The 19762-nt window shown below is 42.1% G+C and carries 16 protein-coding genes and 1 pseudogene; 11 read left to right on the plus strand and 6 right to left on the minus strand.

The window, feature by feature from the left end:
* Positions 1-618 precede the first annotated feature (618 nt).
* A complete protein-coding gene (locus tag VE944_RS26770) occupies positions 619-846 on the minus strand; it encodes a hypothetical protein (RefSeq protein WP_324984367.1) in 228 nt (75 codons plus the stop codon).
* Between the two features lie 201 nt (positions 847-1047).
* Here VE944_RS26770 and VE944_RS26775 point away from each other — a divergent pair, with 201 nt between their 5' ends.
* From VE944_RS26775 to VE944_RS26790, 4 genes are all read left to right on the plus strand, one after another.
* Positions 1048-1785 carry a phycocyanobilin:ferredoxin oxidoreductase gene (locus VE944_RS26775; RefSeq protein ID WP_324984370.1) on the plus strand — a complete coding sequence of 246 codons (738 nt, stop codon included), beginning with the start codon at positions 1048-1050 and terminating at the stop codon, positions 1783-1785.
* Positions 1786-2656: 871 nt separating this feature from the next.
* Complete coding sequence (locus tag VE944_RS26780) at positions 2657-4081, plus strand: HlyD family efflux transporter periplasmic adaptor subunit (protein ID WP_324984373.1); 1425 nt, start codon at positions 2657-2659, stop codon at positions 4079-4081.
* Positions 4082-4283: 202 nt separating this feature from the next.
* A complete protein-coding gene (gene devC / locus VE944_RS26785) occupies positions 4284-5438 on the plus strand; it encodes an ABC transporter permease DevC (protein WP_324984376.1) in 1155 nt (384 codons plus the stop codon).
* A 126-nt stretch (positions 5439-5564) separates the two neighbouring features.
* Positions 5565-6275, plus strand: coding sequence for a DevA family ABC transporter ATP-binding protein (locus VE944_RS26790; RefSeq protein ID WP_324984379.1), 711 nt, complete (start codon positions 5565-5567; stop codon positions 6273-6275).
* A gap of 65 nt (positions 6276-6340) precedes the next feature.
* Here the strand turns inward: VE944_RS26790 and VE944_RS26795 are convergent, their stop codons facing one another.
* Positions 6341-7162 (minus strand): hypothetical protein, encoded by an 822-nt coding sequence (locus VE944_RS26795; protein ID WP_324984418.1) that lies wholly within the window; start codon positions 7160-7162, stop codon positions 6341-6343.
* Positions 7163-7266: 104 nt separating this feature from the next.
* Between VE944_RS26795 and VE944_RS26800 the strand changes: the two genes are divergently transcribed.
* The gene (locus VE944_RS26800; RefSeq protein ID WP_324984384.1) at positions 7267-8064 is read left to right on the plus strand and encodes an HAD family hydrolase; all 798 of its coding nucleotides are present in this window, start codon (positions 7267-7269) and stop codon (positions 8062-8064) included.
* Between the two features lie 307 nt (positions 8065-8371).
* On the opposite strand, the gene VE944_RS26805 is transcribed toward VE944_RS26800, so the two are convergent.
* The 3 genes and pseudogenes from VE944_RS26805 to VE944_RS26815 form a co-directional block, all read right to left on the minus strand.
* Entirely contained in the window at positions 8372-8563 is a 192-nt protein-coding gene (locus VE944_RS26805) for a hypothetical protein (protein ID WP_324984388.1), read from the minus strand.
* Between the two features lie 2 nt (positions 8564-8565).
* Complete coding sequence (locus VE944_RS26810) at positions 8566-9129, minus strand: ATPase (protein ID WP_324984391.1); 564 nt, start codon at positions 9127-9129, stop codon at positions 8566-8568.
* Between the two features lies 1 nt (position 9130).
* Positions 9131-9294: pseudogene (locus VE944_RS26815) on the minus strand (heme ABC transporter ATP-binding protein); the annotation flags it as partial.
* A 151-nt stretch (positions 9295-9445) separates the two neighbouring features.
* Here VE944_RS26815 and rpsB point away from each other — a divergent pair.
* The 5 genes from rpsB to VE944_RS26840 all read left to right on the plus strand — a co-directional run bounded on the left by rpsB (position 9446) and on the right by VE944_RS26840 (position 16117).
* Positions 9446-10240, plus strand: coding sequence for a 30S ribosomal protein S2 (rpsB, locus tag VE944_RS26820; RefSeq protein WP_324984402.1), 795 nt, complete (start codon positions 9446-9448; stop codon positions 10238-10240).
* A 217-nt stretch (positions 10241-10457) separates the two neighbouring features.
* On the plus strand, positions 10458-11402 hold the full coding sequence (gene tsf / locus VE944_RS26825) for a translation elongation factor Ts (protein WP_324984404.1): 945 nt from the start codon (positions 10458-10460) through the stop codon (positions 11400-11402).
* A gap of 241 nt (positions 11403-11643) precedes the next feature.
* Complete coding sequence (locus tag VE944_RS26830; RefSeq protein WP_324984407.1) at positions 11644-12483, plus strand: hypothetical protein; 840 nt, start codon at positions 11644-11646, stop codon at positions 12481-12483.
* Between the two features lie 81 nt (positions 12484-12564).
* Entirely contained in the window at positions 12565-15087 is a 2523-nt protein-coding gene (recG, locus tag VE944_RS26835) for an ATP-dependent DNA helicase RecG (protein WP_324984410.1), read from the plus strand.
* A 256-nt stretch (positions 15088-15343) separates the two neighbouring features.
* Complete coding sequence (locus VE944_RS26840) at positions 15344-16117, plus strand: SMI1/KNR4 family protein (RefSeq protein WP_324984412.1); 774 nt, start codon at positions 15344-15346, stop codon at positions 16115-16117.
* A 120-nt stretch (positions 16118-16237) separates the two neighbouring features.
* On the opposite strand, the gene VE944_RS26845 is transcribed toward VE944_RS26840, so the two are convergent.
* Complete coding sequence (locus VE944_RS26845; RefSeq protein ID WP_414690165.1) at positions 16238-17212, minus strand: glycosyltransferase family 2 protein; 975 nt, start codon at positions 17210-17212, stop codon at positions 16238-16240.
* A 505-nt stretch (positions 17213-17717) separates the two neighbouring features.
* On the opposite strand from VE944_RS26845, the gene VE944_RS26850 reads away from it, so the two are divergent.
* The coding region (locus VE944_RS26850; RefSeq protein ID WP_324984415.1) for a PhoX family protein at positions 17718-19762 on the plus strand (2045 nt) is incomplete at its 3' end.

Raw genomic sequence — 19762 nt, forward strand, 5'->3', positions numbered from 1 at the left:
CTTGCGCGGACTAACAAATTAAAGTTTTTAAACCTGCGTTCCATAGGCAAGGAAACGCAGGTTTTGTTTGTGCAGATATGGTTTCTAACCGTCCATTTACAGCACTCGTAATTCGTAATTAGGAAGTTTAATCACGAGTTACAAAGCTTAAAATTACGAATTGTATTGATAGCGATCTTTTGGTGTCACCTAGTCAACTGATTTGACTTTGTAAACAAAAATTACTTTAATAACCGTTAAACCACCTAAATATTCTGATGAATATCTAAAATTGTCAAACGCCAGTTGCTACAACGGATAGCGAAGCGGTAGCGAGTCAGACGCTCCTGCGTCGCTAACGCTGCGCTATCGAGCGTCGGGAACCTCCGCAACGCACTGGCTCCCCTACGTATATTTCAGAAATCAAATATTAGTCCTATATTAGCCTTGGCGACTGGAAGTCGCGGCTACACAGACAAAACCCACACTTCGACAAGCTCAGTGAGCGCCTCCGTGGGTTAAAAACCTTTAATTTTCCTTAGTCCACGGAGGTGGACTTCGTTTGTGTAGTAGCGAATTCTATTCGCCTATTACTTCTTTTCACATAGTTATCACTGAGATTATCCTATAAAACAACACTTAGTTACAAAATTCTCTAATATTAAGTATTGCCTCTCCATGATCAGGAATCCAGGCTAGCCACTCATCTGCTGAAACCGGACACAACAAAAGTGCTTCGTCAAAACTAAAGGGGTTGGGAAGTTGCAAAAGCTTCACCCAAGTAGAAGCTCTTAACTGCTGCAAACCTTCCAGATTCTGCCTTCTTGGTTGCACTGCGAAATCTGGTCTACGAGAATCTAGTTTCATAGCTTTCTATTAGCCTTTACGAATGGGCTAATCCAAAATTAATTCTGTAACCTAGACTACAAAATAAATAATCCTTCTGAAAAGTATCTGTCTTATAAATTTACGTTGGCTGGGTGCAAGTGTTTGCTTATATTGCAGACCACAACAGCTATGGCACAACAGGTTGTAGACTGGCCACTAGATCGCATTCCCAACTAGAATATGTCATTTACTTCTATACCCTCGCTGCGTGAGCAACAACATCCCCTAATTCGTCAGCTAGCTGATTGTATTGAAGCAGCTTGGCATCAGCACCTGGATCTATCGCCCTACCATTTGCCTGATGAGTTGGGGTATGTGGAAGGTAGACTAGAAGGGGAAAAACTGACAATTGAAAATCGTTGCTATCAAACGCCCCAGTTTCGGAAAATGCACTTGGAACTGGCGAAAATCGGAAATATGCTAGATATTTTGCATTGCGTCATGTTTCCCCGTCCAGAATACAACCTGCCAATGTTTGGTTGCGATTTAGTTGGGGGTAGAGGGCAAATTAGTGCAGCGATCGCAGACCTTTCTCCTATCCAATTAGACCGTACCTTACCAGAATCTTATACTTCTGCGCTGACACAGCTAACAGTGCTCAACTTTTCCCAACCCCGTGAATTACCTGAATGGGGAGATATTTTTTCGGATTTTTGCATCTTTGTGCGCCCCGGTTCCCCAGAAGAAGAAACAATGTTTCTCTCGCGGGTGCGAGAATTTTTAGACATTCATTGCACCCAAGCGATCGCCTCACATCCTGTTTCACTTGAACAAGTCACACAAAATCTTGCCGGACAACACAACTACTGCACCAAACAGCAGCAAAACGATAAAACCCGTCGCGTACTAGAAAAAGCCTTTGGCGCAGCTTGGGCAGAAAATTACATGACCACAGTTCTATTCGATCTCCCTACTTAATCATCTCCCTCATCTCCCTCATCTGTAGGCTCTGTTACGTTTTCATGTAATGGATAAATGTAGAATTTATTCAACGAGACTTTAATGGAGTCCCAAAACAGTAACAGGGAGAATAGTAAGGTCTTTGAAGCGAATATTACAAAATGGTTTGTTGTCTTGGTAGGTAGTGCAAGCAACTAGAGAGAGCTAAGTCATTGACCAGAAAGTTAAGGAAACTCGAATGTTAGAAATACTCAAGTTGACAGATATTTTTTAGTTAATTAATCCTTGATTCACTAAGGAAGACTAACTTTTGTACCAAGATTGTATCGAGCAAAGGCAACAGTCTATTTTTAACGTTTCTTTTCAATTTTGTGACTAACTATAGCCGTAGTGAATGTAGCAGTATACCGCATCATACCAATTTAGGATTTTGTGTATAGAGACAATACATTGTATCTATACATTTAGATTCATACTGCTTGTGAATTTTGCTAACGTCTATTGCACTCATGTCTCAATAATACTCAGAGTTACTGAATAGCCAGCTACTATAGCGTTTCTAGGTTTAAATACAGACCTAACCCCCAGCCCCTTCCCTACAAGGGAAGGGGAGTAATATTCAAAGCTTTTCCCTATAAGGGAAGTGAAGTAATATTCAAAGCCTCTCTCCTAAAAGGAGAGAGGTTTGGAGAGAGGTCAAACTGTATTGCATACAAACGAGAAAAACACCATTTTGCAAAGCCATAGTGTTGAACGTTCATCACGCGATGGATTTTAAGCCATACCCAGCTTTAAACCACAGTTATTTGTCCTAAGCGGCTGGCTGTTGATTAAAAACCCTTTTATTTTTACTTCCATCAGCACAATTCAGGTAAATGGGCAACATACTATGTCAAGGGTGACTGAAAAACCAAAGCCAAGTGAGCAGGCATTTAATCAAGAACAACCTAAGATTTGGTGGGGCATCGCTGTAGCCGTGCCAATAGTAATCGCTGCTGGGATACTAGGTACAGCTAAAATCGAGCAGTTAAGAAAATTAACTACATCTGCCCCCGTAATGCCATCTAGCAATAGCATTAGTGCTGTTGGGCGTTTGGAACCGCGAGGCGAAGTTGTTAAATTGTCCGCCCCCTCATCAGGATTAGCACCATCGTCACGAATTCAGCAACTTCTAGTGAGAGAGGGTGAACAGGTAAAGCAAGGCCAAGTTATCGCGATTTTGGATAACCGCGATACCCAAATAGCCGGACTACAAGAGGCAAAAGCCAAAGTGCAAGAAGCCCGTGCCAATTTAGCGCAAGTTAGAGCAGGATCTCCAAGAGATATTCAAGCCCAAAGAGCAGTTATTGCTCGCCTACAAGCGCAGTTAATTGGAGAAAGGAATGCAGGGCAAGCAATGATCGCACGGATTGCAGCTCAGTTAAGTGGTGATAAACTTGTCCAACAAGCAACCGTGAATCGCTTAGAAGCTGAACTTAGTGGGCAAAGAGATACTCTCAGAGCGACAATTGCGCGTATTCAAGCCGAACAGCGCAATGCTCAAGTCGATGCCGGACGCTATGATTATTTATACAGAGAAGGTGCTATTTCTCAGCAAGAGCGGGACAGAAGACGCTTGAGTGCAGTAACTTCTAATCAACAGGTTGCTGAAAGCCAAGCTACGCTAAGGCAGACATTGGCAACCCTGCGACAGCAAATTGCCGAAGCCAGAGCTACCCAAATACAAAATTTAGCAACTTTGCAACAGCAGCTAATCGAAGCCAAAGTTAACCGTGATAAAACCGTAGCAACTTTGCAAAGACAAATCGATGAAGAAAAAGCCAAACTGAGCAGAATTTTAGATGTTAGTCCTACCGATGTGCAAATAGCGCAAGCCCAAGTTAGTAATGCGATCGCAAATATCAGAAGAGCCGAAGCAGAACTAAAGTTAAGCTACGTTCAAGCACCAATCGCTGGAGAGATTTTAAAAGTTTACACCAAATCAGGCGAAGCGATCGGTGCAAATGGCATCGCTGAAATTGGACAAACCAGCCAAATGTTTGTGATTGCTGAAGTCGCCGAAGACAGTATTGGTAAAGTGCGTATTGGTCAAAACGCCACTATCAGCAGCGATAATGGAGCATTTAGCGGCGAATTAAAGGGAACTGTCACTGAAATTGGCAGAAAAATTGGTAAAAAAGATGTGCTGAATACAGATCCAGCAGCAGATGTGGATGCCAGAGTCGTAGAAGTGAAAATTGCTCTATCTCCAGAAGATAGCCAGAAAGTTTCTGGTTTAACTTACGCCAAAGTTGTTGCCGATATTAATAACTAATCAAGTTCTTGGCGAGCAGTAATTACAATTTATGATTTGATATCTTGGACTACAAATGCTCTTAATTAAACTGCCTAATCAATTTTAAGCATTCATAAATCCGATCCGAGCGTAATTACGAATTACGTTAGCGTAGCGGTAGCGACGTAGGAGCGTCATTACGAATTACGAATTATCTTAACTGTGCTTGGATGCCAATAAAATGAGTCAAAAAATCCCTCTGTCGTGGCTACAACTGACAAGAGAAAAAACTCGCCTAGCTGTGGCTTTAGCAGGAATTTCCTTTGCTGATATTTTAATGTTTATGCAACTCGGTTTCCGAGATGCTTTATATTATAGTAACGTTAGATTTCATAACAGCTTACAGGGCGATATTGTTTTAATCAATAGTCAATCTAGTGCTGTTCTGGCTATGAGGAGTTTTTCTCAAAGACGGTTATATAAAGCTTTAGAGTTACCCGCAGTCCAATCGGTACATCCGATATATTTGGACTTTACAATCTGGAAAAATCCTGTTACAGGCCGCCCTCGTAGTATCCTAATATATGGAATGAACCCAGAAACTAACATAGTTAATTTACCTGGAGTTCAGGAAAATTTAGATAAACTTAAACTGCCGGATGTAGTTCTCTTTGATCGTTCTTCTAGAGTGGAGTATGGCCCAATTACTGCTAATTATGATCAAGGAAAGACTGTAACAGCAGAAGTGCGAAGGCGGCGAATTAAAGTAGAGGGACTATTTACATTAGGTGCATCATTTGGCGCAGATGGTAATTTAATTACAAGTGATATTAACTTTCTACGAATATTCAACAATCGTCAAAAAGGATTAATTGATATTGGGCTGATTAGATTAAAACCCGGAGCCAATGCTAACGTTGTTGCCCAAGAATTACGAAAGTATTTACCTAATGAAGTAAATGTTTTAACTAAGCAAGAATTTATTGATTTTGAGCGGAATTATTGGGCAAATAGTACAGCTATCGGGTTTATTTTCACATTAGGGACTGTCATGGGTTTCATTGTGGGAACTGTGATTGTTTATCAAATCCTTTATACAGAAGTTGCAGATCACTTAGCTGAGTACGCTACTCTTAAAGCAATAGGTTACACACAAAACTATTTATTGAGAGTCATTCTTCAAGAGGCTTTACTATTAGCAGTTTTGGGATATTTGCCCGGAATAGTTTTTGCTTTTTTTATGTATAATAGCGCCAGAGATGCAACACTTTTACCAGTTTTTATGAGTTTTGATCGGGCAGTAATGGTGTTGATTTTGACTATGCTAATGTGCATTATTTCTGGTGCGATCGCAGTCCGAAAATTACGTTCTGCCGATCCAGCAGATATATTTTAATTAATTCAATATTAATTAAAACAAATTATTGATAACTATAGTTTATAATCAATAATTAAGAAAGCTTGATTTTTGATAGGCACTACAGTTACGTTTCAAAACTGTTAACTTCTAACTAATAAAAAAATGATAGAAAAAGAACCTGTAATTGCCATTAAAAATCTCAATCATTACTATGGCAAAGGAACATTGAGAAAGCAGATATTATTTGACATCAACCTCGAAATTTATCCAGGTGAAATTGTAATTATGACCGGGCCATCAGGTTCAGGTAAAACAACATTACTAAGCTTAATTGGTGGTTTGCGGTCTGTACAAGAAGGAAGTTTAAAATTTTTAGGTGAAGAACTCGTTGGCGTCAGTCAAAATAAACTGGTGCAGATGCGACGCAATATTGGTTATATTTTCCAAGCTCACAATTTACTAGGGTTCTTGACAGCAAAGCAAAATGTGCAAATGGCTGTAGAATTGAATGATAATATTTCTAAAACAGAAGCAGTAGCTAAATCAAAAGCCATGCTGGGGTCTGTGGGTCTAGAAGAACGAGTTGATTACTACCCAGACAATCTTTCTGGTGGACAGAAGCAAAGAATTGCGATCGCTCGCGCCTTAGTAAATCATCCCCCACTGGTGCTAGCAGACGAACCGACAGCAGCATTAGACAAACAATCAGGACGCGATGTCGTGGAAATAATGCAGAGTTTAGCCAAAAATCAGGGAACTACTATCTTATTAGTGACACACGACAACCGCATTTTAGATATAGCCGATCGCATCGTAGAAATGGAAGATGGTCTTTTAACCCGTAATTCCCCCAATGCAGTTATTCAGCCATGATTTTAGTCATTAGTCATTTATCCTTTGTGAATGACCAATGACCAATGACAAATGACAAGCATAATTTATTGTCTAGCCGAGTCTGATTTTTTCATTCCAGGTTGGCTTGGCGGAGTTGGAGCATTTGGTTGGCGACTAGTACGAAAAGTCACATTCACGCCTTCATTTGATTGCTCCAGCACGAGTAGAGGCGTAGGTTTAGCCTTTTGATCCCAATGCATAGTAGCAATCCGACCTTGAATTGTTGGTTGCCAACTATCTTCATTTTCTATGGGGCTTAAGTAAGTTTCTATACAGTCAATAATTTGACTAATAGTTGCAGAAGTCGCCTGCGTTGGTAACTTCATTAACCGGATTTGAATCCGAAATAGTACTTTTTTAGCAGAGTTCCCTGGACTACCAGTTTCATACTCTACATCAAAAATTTCATCTACTTGCCGTCCAGCGCTATTAGCAATTCCGACTGATCCTTGTTGTGCTTGATTTGGACGCAGGGCTTGAGTAACTTTTTCTTTAATCTGAATCTTGATTTGATTAAGGATTGCAAAATGAAACACTTCTTCTGCCATCCGCATTCGCAGATAATCCAGGTTAAAGTCTCGTGAGTTGACCAAATCAGGATTAGTTTCCATTTTGCGAATCGTTTCCAGCGCCAGCTTAAATTTTTTCTCTAATTCTCGCGCACGGAATTGTTCAAACTTAAGTTTTTTCTCCAGCTTATCCTTCTGGAGCTTAATATATACAATCAAAGCAATCACCACTAAAGCCAGCCCTCCTGAAGTTACCAACAACAATGGTGGTATTTGAGGATTACTTGCTGGCACTTCCTGGGATGCCTTTTTAGTCTTTATCCCGGAGGATTGGGCAAGAAACATCGAAGTGGACATGGTTGGAAACTGAAAAACTTGACTCCTGATGTTTAGGATGCCCAAATCTTCAATGCCATCTTGCTGTATCATTAATATTTTTTACAGCCTTTTACAAACCACCTATGTCTAGACATCAGAGCATCCTTGCCCTGTCTGAGTTTTCGTCTACAAGCTTGAGCAATATTCGTCTCATAGCCACAGATATGGATGGCACTCTGACTAGAAGAGGAAAATTTACTTCTGCACTGCTGCAAGCTTTAGAGGATTTAGCAGCAGATGACATTAAGGTGATGATTGTCACAGGACGTTCTGCTGGGTGGGTAAGTGGATTGAGTGCGATTATGCCAGTGGCAGGTGCTATGGCAGAAAATGGCGGTTTATACTTTCCACCTGGAAACCAGAAACCAGTAGTTTTAACACCCATTCTCGATTTAGCTAAACATCGCCAGCACTTGGCTATGACTTTTGAGAATTTACAAACCAAATTTCCCCAAATCCAAGAATCTGCTGATAATCGCTTTCGCATCACCGATTGGACTTTTGATGTAGCTGGTTTGCATCAAGACGAACTACAAATCCTAGATAATCTCTGTCAACAAATGGGTTGGGGATTTACCTATAGCAACGTGCAGTGTCACATTAAACCCCAAGGGCAAGATAAAGCTGTAGGATTGTTACAGGTATTGCGCGAATATTTGCCCCACTACTTACCAGAAGAAATTGTTACTGTTGGCGATAGCCCCAATGATGAAAGTTTATTTGATCAGCGTTATTTTCCTGTTTCTGTAGGCGTGGCAAACGTGCTGGAATACGTGAATCAGTTGAAATATCTCCCTACTTATATTACTAACGCTGCTGAAGGGGAAGGATTTTGTGAGTTATCTAGTTATATTTTGAAAAGCTTGCACATCTCAAGTTAGAGAGAAGTAGAGTTGTTTTACAATAATCTCGTAGCGCTGATTGGCGATTTTCTGGCGGGTAAGGAACACTTAATCCTTGGGAGGTATAGATTTACCAGCTAATGCCACTAGTGAAGATAGGCTCTGTTTAGAAAAAAGAGTAGACTACACACGATTGCGGAATTTGCTAAAAGAAATTCTTTATTTATTCTTTATTCGTTCCTCCAGCCATTAACAAACCAATCTCTTCTATCGTCGCCGTGTGTGCATCCAAAAATAGCGACAAACTCACCTCTGTAAATTACGGCAATGCGATCGCTCTTACTGATCAGTGATTTATATTATTATGTTGATTTTGAATTGCTGAAATATCATCAGCAGTTAAAGTTAGAACTTTCCCATTTTGCATAATACTAATCGATTGACCAAGTTTACGATGCCGTTCTATTGCTGCTGCAATTGCGGCTTTAACTCCAGCATCAATTTTACTCGATAAAAGTTCTAATTCTTGATCAGCCATTTTTATCCTCTGATTTGATTCCAAATTCTACTTTCATATACAATAAGCTGTTGACTATAGCTATACTCAGCTACTAAGCTAGCATCATTACTAGAGTTATTATAAATAATCCAGCGATCGCACAAAGGTAAATATAAAGAAATTAAATTTACTCTCCCTCTGTGGTAGCGTCTTCGGATCGCATCTTCTGGAATTGAATGTCCGCCGCTAGCAATCCTTTGTGCTACCCGTTCTACTGCTAAATCAGGACTTTGTAACCAAAAATAAATTAAATTAATTATGTAGCCTTTAGCTTTACATTCAATTATAAAAGGTGCAAAACTTCTCGCAGCTAATGTGGTTTCAAAAGCAAAATCACTACCAGAGTTAGATAACGTCCGCAGTCGTGTAATCATTAATCTTCCTGCTTCCATAGCCATCGACTCTGGATTTAATGGGGATAACCCAGCAGCAATCGCATCTGCATTTACATACTCAAAGCAGTCTAAAAAGTTCGGCAATAAACTCATGGAAACGGTAGTTTTTCCTGAACCATTCGCACCACCGATGATATAAAGGCTTGGCATTTTATCTTCTGCGTGTCCCCCCCCCAGCCATCAATAAACTAATTTTTCTATTGTCGCCGTGTGTGCATCCAAAATAGCGACAAACTCATCTCTATAGATTACGGCAATGCGATCGCTCATGGCCATAGCTTCTTCTAACTCAGTAGAAATATGCAAGATTGCGCTATTTTCTCGCCCTTATCTCAACCAACTAGAACTCTTCAGAATATGCTAACCTAGTAAAGTTAACTAATCTCGCACATCTAAGAATTCGGGTGTTTCCCAGTTGGGAAATGCACTTGGATGGAGGTTTAACCCGAATCGGAGTTAAAAATATATGCCAGTAGTTTCATTGGCTCAAATGATGGAGTCAGGGGTTCACTTTGGGCATCAGACCCGGCGCTGGAACCCAAAAATGTCTCCTTACATTTATACTTCCCGCAATGGTGTGCATATCATCGACTTGGTGCAAACTGCCCAGTTGATGGATAATGCTTACAACTACATGCGATCGCACGCAGAACAAGGGAAGAAATTTCTTTTTGTCGGCACTAAGCGCCAAGCAGCTGGAATTATTGCTCAAGAAGCTAGCCGTTGTGGTTCCCACTATATTAACCAACGCTGGTTGGGTGGAATGTTGACCAACTGGGCAACCATCAAAACACGGGTAGACCGTCTGAAAGATTTAGAACGCCGTGAGGAAACTGGCGCACTAGATTTATTACCGAAAAAAGAAGCATCAATGCTACGTCGGGAAATGACGAAGCTCCAAAAATACTTGGGCGGCATTAAAACAATGCGGAAAGTACCCGATATCGTTGTGATTGTAGACCAACGCCGAGAATATAACGCAGTTCAAGAATGTCAAAAGCTAAGTATTCCTATTGTGTCCATGCTGGATACAAACTGTGACCCAGATGTAGTAGATATCCCCATCCCAGCAAACGACGATGCTATCAGGTCAATTAAGCTGATAGTTGGAAAATTGGCGGATGCCATTTATGAAGGTCGTCACGGTCAGCTTGAGGCTGAAGATGATTACGAAGATTACGACGGCAGTGAGTATGACGATGACTACGAAGAAACCGAATATACTGACGCCGTAATTCCCGACGAGGAAACAGAGGAATAAGTAAAGCAGGGGTGCAGGAAATGTCCGAAGGAGGGCGGTGGCTCGCAGAGTAGCAGCAAGCCGCCCTAGCCTGCGGCGAATCGTAGGCTAAGGTAGAGGCGAAAAAAGTCATACTTTATAACTTCATTATTTTTTCTGCCCCAGCCCTGAGTAAGATATAGATACTCAACACCCGTGAGCGATTACAACTCGAGGTCAAGTTAGGAATTGAGGCAACATGGCGGAAATATCTGCAAAACTCGTCCAAGAGCTACGCCAAAAAACTGGTGCCGGCATGATGGACTGCAAAAAGGCGCTGATAGAGACTGATGGTAACGTAGAAGAAGCCGTAGACTGGCTACGGAAAAAGGGCATCTCTAAGGCGGGCGCAAAAAGTGATCGCGTTGCGGCAGAAGGTTTAGTGGACACTTACATTCAGCCCGGTGGTCGGGTGGGTGTACTCATAGAAGTCAACTGCCAAACCGACTTTGTTGCTCGTAACGAGGCTTTTAAAGCTTTAGTTAAGAACCTAGCAAAGCAAGCAGCGACTGCTGATAGTGTTGAATCTTTGTTGACTCAACACTATACTGAACATGAAAGTGCAACTGTAGAAGAATTCATCAAGCAAACTATTGCTACGCTCGGTGAAAACATCCAAGTGCGTCGCTTTATCAATTTTGCACTAGCAGAAGGCACACAAGGTGTAGTAGACAGCTACATTCACACTGGCGGTCGAGTTGGTGTATTGGTAGAACTGGGTGCTCAAACTGAGTCAGTGGCTACCAATCAAGAGTTCCAAAGCTTGGCACGGAACACTGCAATGCAAGTTGCGGCTTGTCCAAATGTCGAGTATGTGAGCGTAGACCAAATCCCCGCCGAAGTTGCCCAAAAGGAAAAAGATATTGAAATGGGCAAGGATGATTTGGCGAACAAGCCAGATAACATCAAAGAAAAAATTGTTCAGGGACGAATTGAAAAACGCCTGAAAGAATTGACTCTGCTTGATCAACCTTACATTCGCGATCAAAGTATTTCCGTGGAAGACTTGGTGAAGCAAGCGAAGGGGCAATTAGGCGAAGAGATTAAAGTGACCCGCTTTGTCCGCTATATACTGGGCGAAGGCATTGAAAAGCAAGAAATTAGCTTTGCTGATGAAGTCGCTGCACAAATGGGTACTAAGTAATATTACTTAGAAATTAGGAGTTAGGAGTTAATAGGAAGTTGATTTATAATTCATAACTCATAATTTTTAACTCCTAACTGCTTAAAGGACAGGTCAAGCAAATAGCCTGACCTGTATTTTTTTAGTAGAGACGCGAAATATCGCATTTAATTTAAAATATAAAATCCTCTGGAAAGTTATCCTAAAATAAATTCGTACATTTGTACTATGTAATAGTTCACATGGGCAAGAACGAAAAGATATGGCAAGAGCAATCGAGCGAATTGAACGGGATATTGCAGGAATAAAAGAAGCGATTCGGGCGATCGCAGTAGAATTACAAAATGCTTATGCTAGTTATCTAACCACCTTGGGGCTAGCTGTACGAAAACAGTTGATTCTGGCGAGTTACCACCTTTGTACTCAGGGGTATCCTGAAAACTTTCTGAATTTGTCATTGAATCAGCGCCAGCAATTGCAACAAGCCATCCGCAAATTGGGGCAAGTGGCAGGGGAGAAATTGCTTGCTTGTATTCAAAGTGAGGAAGTTGGGATAGATGAAGGAGATGAGGGAGATGAAGAAGTAACATCCTCTTTATCTTCTGGACTTCAGGATACCTCTAATTCTAAGTCTTTCACCGCCGACACTTCTAATCCTATAGAACTAGTAAAATGGCAACAGAACTTAGAAGAGGTTACGCAAGAGATACTGAAAAAACTGTCGCATGATGCTAATGTTTTAATACAAAAATCTGGGGTATTACCTAAAAAATTACCAGAACCAATTTTAGCAGCAGCTGCGGCTGCGGCATCAGAAGCGTCGGCTGAGGTAATGCCAGGGCCACCCAACTTATTAAACTTAGTAATTGAAATTGAAAATGAGCAGCAGTCAGAAGATTCTGGACTGACGCAAGTTATGGCTATTAACCTGCGGCTAGGAGAAATTGAATTTGCTGATGTGGCACTCTCATCTGAGCGCAGGCAAATCCGCAGTATTTTAGTTCAGCTAAACAAGCTAGGACGAGAGTATCAAAAGAAACATCGGGAAAAAGCGATCGCTGAAGCTGAAGCTGCATGGCGTGCTAGTTGGTTTGAGGATTAGTCATTTGTCCTTTGTCCTTTGTCCAGAGTCAAATGACCAATGACCAATGACTAATGACTAATGACTAATGATTAATGACCAATGACTAATGAAAAACCAGATTGGATACGATTGCACAAAGCCTTGGCAATAGAAGCTGAACGCGGCTTTACAGACTTAATGGGCAGAGAATACCGCTTCAGTGAATTTCTTAGCTTAACTTTAGGCAAATTCCCAACAGGCATACCCCAAACTGAACGCCGCCGTTGGCAAGGACTAGCGGTGCAATTTGCTAGTTATCCACATCTAGCACTGGAAGAAAGACAACATTTAGTAGCAGAAACTCGCAGGTATCTTTCCCAACTACAGCAAGAGGAGCAGGGGGAACAGGGGGAGCAGAGGAGCAGAGGAGCAGGTGAGCAAGGGAGAATTTATCAATCCAAAATCCAAGTTGCGCTTCCAGCGCACCAAAGGCGCGACCCAAAATCTAAAATTATCACTGAGGTGAGTCGAAGGCTTGCACCGAACATTGAGCAAAAACTCACCGATTTACCAGAAATAGGTTTCAAAAAAGCTGATAATTTGGCACGGCTTGGTTTACACACCGTCCGCGACTTGCTTTTCTACTATCCTCGTGACCATATTGACTATGCGCGTCAGGTGAATATCCGCGAGTTACAAGCGGGTGAGACGGTGACAATAGTGGCAACTGTAAAGCGCTGTAACTGCTTTACTAGCCCTAAAAATCAAAAATTATCAATTTTGGAAATGGTCGTAAAAGATAACAGTGGTCAAATCAAAATTGGTCGTTTTTACGCAGGTACACGTTTTAGCAGTCGCGCTTGGCAAGAAAGTTTAAAACGCCGTTATCCAGTAGGTAGTATTTTGGCGGCGTGTGGGTTGGTGAAAGAAAGTAAATACGGCTTGACACTGGATAATCCAGAACTAGAGGTTTTGGCAAATCCAGGGGATTCGATTGAGTCGCTAAAGATTGGGCGGGTAGTGCCAATTTATGGACTGACAGAAGGAGTGGTGGCGAATACAGTGCGACAGGCGGTAATTGCTGCTTTACCTGCTGCGGCTAGCCTGAAAGACCCTTTGCCAAGTGGTTTGCGACAAAAGTATGGTTTGATGGAATTGAAAGATGCGATCGCTAACATTCACTTTCCTAGTGATAGCGCCGCCCTACAAGTTGCCCGTCGTCGCCTAGTTTTTGATGAATTTTTCTATCTACAACTTGGGTTACTGCAACGTCAGCAGCAAGCAAGGGCGATACAAACCAGCGCCATCCTTGTCCCAAGAGGTCAACTTGTAGAGAAATTCCACGAAATACTGCCTTTTCAACTTACTGGCGCACAGCAACGAGTTCTCAACGATATTCTTAATGACTTACAGAAACCTGTGCCAATGAATCGTTTGGTGCAAGGTGACGTCGGTTCCGGTAAAACAGTTGTCGCCGTGCTAGCTATCCTCGCAGCAATTCAATCTGGCTATCAAGCGGCGCTGATGGCTCCCACAGAAGTTTTGGCAGAACAACATTATCGCAAGTTAGTTAGCTGGTTTAACCTCTTGCATTTACCAGTGGAATTACTGACAGGTTCTACTAAAACTGCTAAACGAAGACAAATACATTCTCAGTTAGGAACTGGTGAATTACCTCTGTTAGTGGGAACCCACGCCTTAATTCAAGACCCCGTAAACTTCCATCAACTAGGGTTAGTGGTGATTGATGAGCAGCATCGCTTTGGGGTAGAACAACGGGCGCGTTTGCAGCAAAAAGGTGAACAACCCCATGTGTTGACTATGACAGCTACTCCGATTCCTAGAACCTTAGCACTGACGATACACGGGGATTTGGATGTGAGCCAGATTGATGAGCTACCACCAGGACGACAAAAGATTCAGACAACAGTGCTATCGGGTCAGCAACGCAACCATGCTTATGACCTCATCCGCCGAGAAATTGCTCAAGGTAGACAAGTTTATGTGGTTTTACCCTTGGTAGAAGAATCAGAAAAACTGGATCTGCGATCGGCAACTGAGGAGCATCAAAAGTTACAAGAAAGCGTTTTTCCTGACTTTCAAGTAGGGCTGTTGCACGGTCGCATGAGTTCAGCCGATAAGGATGAAGCGATTACTAAATTCCGCGATAACCAAACACAAATTTTGGTTTCTACTACTGTTGTCGAGGTTGGTGTAGACGTACCGAATGCTACGGTAATGCTCATTGAAAATGCGGAGCGATTTGGTTTATCGCAACTCCACCAACTGCGGGGGCGTGTCGGTCGTGGTGCGGCTCAGTCTTATTGTCTGTTGATGAGCAGTTCCAGAAGTCCTGATGCTCAACAACGCTTGAAGGTGTTGGAACAATCTCAGGATGGCTTTTTCATCTCTGAAATGGATATGCGTTTTCGTGGGCCAGGGCAAGTACTGGGAACTCGTCAATCAGGAGTGCCAGATTTTACATTGGCAAGTTTGGTTGAAGATGAGGAAGTTTTACTTTTAGCGCGGCAAGCAGCAGAGAAAATAATAGAGATGGATGCAACTTTAGAGCGTTGGTATTTGATGAAAGAAGAGTTGAAATATCGGTATGAGCGCTTGATGGGCGGGGCGATTTTGACATAACATATCTTAGTTAGTTTAAGAGAGAAACTGACTATGCATTCCTAACTTTTAAAAGTAATTTATTCTTTGGAAGTCCCCTGGAGGTTCTTACTGTAGTTGCCGCAAACGAGCCAGAGCAAGAGTTATGAGAACTAGTACTGTGCATCTTTATTGCGAAGTATTGGCTAAAACTACGCTGTTGAGTGGGAGTGGATTGAAAAGTGAGTGGTCATGATTTGGAATTAAGCCACTGAAAGTTATAGGTGAAGATGCGGTTTTGAGTTTTGAGACGATTAATAGAGAGATTATAGTTAAAAAGCGGTTAGAGATAAGAAGATTAATTGATATGTCGGCGATGATAGAAGCTATTGAGCGGATTGCAACTTACTATTCAAGTTTCGATGCTCCAACAAGTCTCGACATGAAAGTGTTTTATTGGATGCTGAATAATGGATATGACGCAGTAGGAAAAGATGTACGGGAACTGCGAAAGTCTCTCAGTCCTGAAACATTGCAAAAAGTAGTATCTAATTACTCTACTCCGAAATTAACTCTTGAACAAATACAAAAAATTACAAGAGATTATCCATTCCAGTTGCCTTTAGAAATAATTGATTTATATCAAAAAGGTAATGGTTGTTTACCTATTGGTTTGGCTGACACATCAAAAGATTGGGACTCCTTTGATAATTATTTTAATTTCCCCTTTATTACTGATGATTCTTTTTTTTCGTTAGAAAAAGCTATGAGTATGTACAAAGGTTTAGTAGGTCAAGCTATGCACAACGACAAGATTGATCCACACTGGTTCCCGATTGATTGTTTTGAGGATTTAATATTAGCTGTAATTGGTAGTGAAGAACAGCAAGTTACTTCACCTGTAATCAGCTTCTACGATAGTGATTTTATCCTGAAAATTGAGTGGCCGAGTTTGACAAATATGTTACTTGCTTGGATTGAGATTCGAGAACAAAGCTTAAATGAGCATGAGCATGAATTTGCAATTGAGAAGATACATAAAAAATATAGCAAGGGCAAAAGTAAAACATGATTTGGGGCTGAATACTCTACTGTAGGCGCTTTTAACCCCATATCGGCTTTGCCCTAAATCCCGACATCCTGCATTTTTACACGGTTGATTACATGGTGGTACTTCCCAAAGGTGTTTAAATCACAATACTTGCTGCATTTCGGCATACGCTTCATAGACACCCTTCACGTTATACCAGTTGAGGAAAATTCGGGCAATTTCTAAAGCTAATTGCGGTTTACCTAAGTTAATTAGCCATTGCAACAACGGAGCCATTGTCCGTTCATTCAATGCGCCATTGAGTGACAAAATTCCCCAAAGTAAGCGATGCAACCAAGTCATTTGAATCATCATTCGCACTTCCCATGTAGGATGCTTTTGATAAAACAAAACTCCCATACGTCCGCGTTGAATTTCTTGGTCAATCAATCGGGGAATTTGCTCTAATTTAAATGCTGGATGCCAGTGATATCCTACGGCTTCGGGACATTTAATTAGTGTTAAACCTAGTTTTTTCAGCCGTACACCTAATTCTAAATCTTCCCAGCCATAGAGTTGAAAGCTGGTGTCAAAAAGTCCGGCTTTCTCTAGCCAATGTTTAGGGATTGCTACATTTCCCGTAGCAAAAAAAGCTGCTGAAAAATCTGTGACTTTGTAGGGTTCAGCAGTTGGGTTATTGAAATTACAAGTATTAATAACTGCACCGTAAGTGAAAAAGCGATCGCTCCCCAATTTCTCCTTTCCCTGCACCAGCGCATCTGCGTGAGCTTGCAAGAAATTCTCCAGCACCACTAAATCACTATCAATAAAGATAATTGTATCTCCCAGCGCCCGTTCTACCCCCAGATTCCGAGCCGCAGCTGGGCCAGCATGATCTTGCCCAAACCAGCGCACATGGGGAAACTCTTCTTTGTGTGCTGCTAACCACTCCAATGTGCCATCAGTAGAACCATCATCCACTAAGACAATTTCGTAACTAGTAACCGAACTTGGCTTACTCAACTCCTGCACCTCCAAGGCGCGGAGGCACTTTTCTAAAATCGGTTGGCGATTATAAGTCGGTATCACAACGCTGAAAAACACAGTCTCACCCACAACACTATCCATCTTCAGCATAGGACAGATGCGACACTGACACTGTTCCTTATCTGGTTCTAGCGACGGAAGTAGTCAATCTGCTGATGATGCAATATTTGCTAGACATTTAAAAACAGCTATATAAACTTACCAAGTTTAAAAGCTGAAAATATAAATTTTTGCATATCTGTTAAATATTATTTTGCTTTAAAACTTATAGGTATTGATGCTTTGAAAGCTTATCTTTACGTAAAAAATAACAACTGATAAATTCAAATTAATCAATATATAACCTGATGTTAACACTTAGTACATAAATTAATAGAAACTTCATAACTCCTCTTTGCGTAAGCAGCGTAAGCAGCATCAGCCAGGCTTAATCTGTTATTCACTGCTATTTATTAGCTGTGAAAGATGCATCAAATTCCAATAAATATCTAAGTAATTTCTGTAAATATTTAGAGTTTCTCTTTACTGAATTACTCATGTTCATTGAGAGATGAACTGAATAACAACCTCGTAAGCCTTAAATGGAGAACAAAGAATGAAAGGACGCTTTCACCCTAAAAACAATTTGACCCTCAATCCATCTGGTAACGAGTCAATTCGTGATGTGATTGACCGCGTTAGTCTCAGTCGGCGGCGGTTCATCATGACGGCTGTGGGTACGTCGGTGCTAACTGTTCTGGGCGATGTTTCCATCGGAGGCTTTCTTCAAAGTGTTGATGCAGCTCCAATACCCAAAGGAACAGGATTCGCTGGCATAGGCTTCAAGAGCATCCCACCAAATCTACTCAACCCAGCTACAGGACTGCTGGAAAAGGATCTTGTCAGCGTTCCTGAAGGTTATACAGCCAAAGTATTAGTTGCTTGGGGAGATCCGATCGCGCCTGGTGGCCCGACTTGGCTACCAGATGCCTCTCAAGATGCGGCCGCTCAAGAAAAGCAGTTTGGTATGCACAATGACGGTATGTACTACTTCCCTTTACAGCCAGGGAATGTTGTTGGCCGGACAGTAAGTTCACAAACAAGATCACTTAGAGGCTTTGTAAATAAGCCAATCAATACTGGTCTGCTGTGCGTGAACCATGAATATACCCAGGAATCAATTTTGCATCCTGATGGTCTGGATACAGTCACAATTGCGAAGGTACGAAAGTCTCAGGCTGCTCATGGTGTGTCTGTTGTGGAAATTTCCAAAAACGGCAATGAGTGGAGTTTCAATCGCAATTCATCTTATGGTCGGCGCATTACGGGCAACACGGAGATGCGAGTTTCGGGGCCTGCGGCTGGCAATGCACTTTTAAAGTCAAAAAAGTTTTCAATTCAGCCAACTGGATCTGTTGACACTGGCACACTCAACGACGGCTATACCGCTTATGGTACGCTCAACAACTGCGCTAATGGCTACACTCCTTGGGGCACTTACTTGACTTGCGAAGAGAACTGGAACGGCTACTTTGCTAACTCTACAGGAGATGTAGCTGCAATTCCAGGCATCGAAAAGTCTGACATCTTAGCAGGGCAGAATCGATACGGTGTACTCAAAGAGTCTAGCTATCGCTGGCCGGAAGTTGATCCACGATTCGATGCCAGCACTAACCCACTCGAACCCCATTTATTCGGTTGGGTAGTCGAGATTGATCCTTACAATCCACAAAGCAAACCAGTCAAGCGCACTGCTCTTGGTCGGTTCAAGCACGAAAGCGCTCAAGTTGTTGTTGATGACAAAAACCGTGTTGCTTTCTATCAAGGTGACGACGAGCGCAACGAGTATATCTACAAATTCGTTTGTGCCCAACCTTTTAATCCCGGAAATCGTGATGCTAATCGTGATTTGCTCGACAACGGTGTTCTGTACGTTGCCAAATTCAATGACAACGGTACTGGCAAGTGGATTCCTTTGGTCTACGGTCAGAATGGTTTGACACCAGAGAATGGTTTCAGAAGCCAAGCTGAAGTACTCGTTAAGACAAGACAAGCTGCGGATAGAGTCGGCGCAACCATGATGGATCGCCCAGAGTGGGTAGCTGTGCGTCCTCGCATCGGCGGATATAAGGAGATTGAAGTCTATTGCACATTGACCAACAATAATCGTCGCGGCACAACTCCAGTTTCCTCCAACCAGCCAGACGGCACAACAGCAGCAGGTGGTGCGCGTCCTCCCGTGAATCCCCCCAACCCACGTTCTGACAACCGTTACGGCCACATCATCCGTTGGCGTGAAGATGGACGCAGTGTTACAGCAACTACCTTTAAATGGGATATCTTCTTTGAAGCTGGGGACAAAACTAGACCCGAACCAAATCTCAAAGGCAACATTAAAGGTGACGACTTAAGTTCACCAGATGGTCTATGGTTTGACGACTTCGGCCGGCTCTGGGTTCAGACTGATCACGCAGGCGATGGCCTCGCTGATTTGGTAAATATCGGTAGCAACACCATGTCGTGTGCTGACCCGAACACCAAACAAGTTAGGCGCTTCTTAACCAGCCCTACGGATTGTGAGGTAACTGGTATTACCAGCACACCCGATGGCAAAGCGATGTTTATCAACATCCAGCACCCAGGCGATCGCGGAGATGCCTC

The sequence above is a fragment of the Nostoc sp. genome (genome assembly GCF_035638895.1).
In the GTDB taxonomy this organism is placed as follows: domain Bacteria; phylum Cyanobacteriota; class Cyanobacteriia; order Cyanobacteriales; family Nostocaceae; genus Nostoc.

Excerpts from the sequence above, each read along its gene's own strand:
- VE944_RS26770 (WP_324984367.1), bottom strand. The coding sequence starts at position 846 with ATGAAACTAGATTCTCGTAGACCAGATTTCGCAGTGCAACCAAGAAGG.
- VE944_RS26775 (WP_324984370.1), top strand. The coding sequence starts at position 1,048 with ATGTCATTTACTTCTATACCCTCGCTGCGTGAGCAACAACATCCCCTA.
- VE944_RS26780 (WP_324984373.1), top strand. The coding sequence starts at position 2,657 with ATGTCAAGGGTGACTGAAAAACCAAAGCCAAGTGAGCAGGCATTTAAT.
- devC (WP_324984376.1), top strand. The coding sequence starts at position 4,284 with ATGAGTCAAAAAATCCCTCTGTCGTGGCTACAACTGACAAGAGAAAAA.
- VE944_RS26790 (WP_324984379.1), top strand. The coding sequence starts at position 5,565 with ATGATAGAAAAAGAACCTGTAATTGCCATTAAAAATCTCAATCATTAC.
- VE944_RS26795 (WP_324984418.1), bottom strand. The coding sequence starts at position 7,162 with ATGTCCACTTCGATGTTTCTTGCCCAATCCTCCGGGATAAAGACTAAA.
- VE944_RS26800 (WP_324984384.1), top strand. The coding sequence starts at position 7,267 with ATGTCTAGACATCAGAGCATCCTTGCCCTGTCTGAGTTTTCGTCTACA.
- VE944_RS26805 (WP_324984388.1), bottom strand. The coding sequence starts at position 8,563 with ATGGCTGATCAAGAATTAGAACTTTTATCGAGTAAAATTGATGCTGGA.
- VE944_RS26810 (WP_324984391.1), bottom strand. The coding sequence starts at position 9,129 with ATGCCAAGCCTTTATATCATCGGTGGTGCGAATGGTTCAGGAAAAACT.
- rpsB (WP_324984402.1), top strand. The coding sequence starts at position 9,446 with ATGCCAGTAGTTTCATTGGCTCAAATGATGGAGTCAGGGGTTCACTTT.
- tsf (WP_324984404.1), top strand. The coding sequence starts at position 10,458 with ATGGCGGAAATATCTGCAAAACTCGTCCAAGAGCTACGCCAAAAAACT.
- VE944_RS26830 (WP_324984407.1), top strand. The coding sequence starts at position 11,644 with ATGGCAAGAGCAATCGAGCGAATTGAACGGGATATTGCAGGAATAAAA.
- recG (WP_324984410.1), top strand. The coding sequence starts at position 12,565 with ATGACTAATGAAAAACCAGATTGGATACGATTGCACAAAGCCTTGGCA.
- VE944_RS26845 (WP_414690165.1), bottom strand. The coding sequence starts at position 17,212 with ATGCTGAAGATGGATAGTGTTGTGGGTGAGACTGTGTTTTTCAGCGTT.